Source organism: Pseudomonas sp. IT-P74 (assembly GCF_949768175.1).
GTDB lineage: Bacteria > Pseudomonadota > Gammaproteobacteria > Pseudomonadales > Pseudomonadaceae > Aquipseudomonas.
The window spans coordinates 1-521 of sequence record NZ_CATKQD010000058.1; the positions used below are offsets into that span (position 1 = coordinate 1).

General features: G+C 53.0%; 1 protein-coding gene. It reads right to left on the reverse strand.

Translation table 11 applies throughout. The features are described from left to right. Positions 1-306: IS110 family transposase (locus ACM6J5_RS22345; protein ID WP_414929358.1), on the reverse strand; the 306-nt coding region annotated here is incomplete at its 3' end. Positions 307-521: the final 215 nt, after the last annotated feature.

Sequence of the window (521 nt, forward strand, 5' to 3'; positions counted from 1 at the left end):
CTTGGCATCCAGTGCGTCGGTTTTGGCGCGGATCTTCACGCCTTCGCGATAATGTTTGAGTTCATAGCCTCCCACCATGTAAATCGTACAACCGGCCTCATAGGCCAGATCAGCGAAGTCCAGGTGGTAGATGTTGGTCGCCTCAATGGCAATGGCCACCGTTCCCGACAACGCCTTCAGCCACTGTTTGATGGATGTCTTGGTGTTGGGAATCTCTTGAAGCGAATCACCATCATACTGATAAATCACCAGCTCATTTTTGGCGACATCCACACCCACGATCGGTTTTGATAGAGAGACCGGCATTGCCACAGGATTTCCTCCGGGATAAGGTTTGAGCACTTGAAGGGCTCACCCAGAGGCGCAGGCTTGTTCCTATCGTCGGTCTAGCCAGATGCATTCTTTATCGGCGCTTGGGTGAAAGGAGGAGGGGCGAAATCTCCCACGGTCTGTACTGCGCTAACAGTCAGAATCGAGCCTTGTCCCTCCTCCTCCCTTCAAGTCCTACCATACAAGCGAGC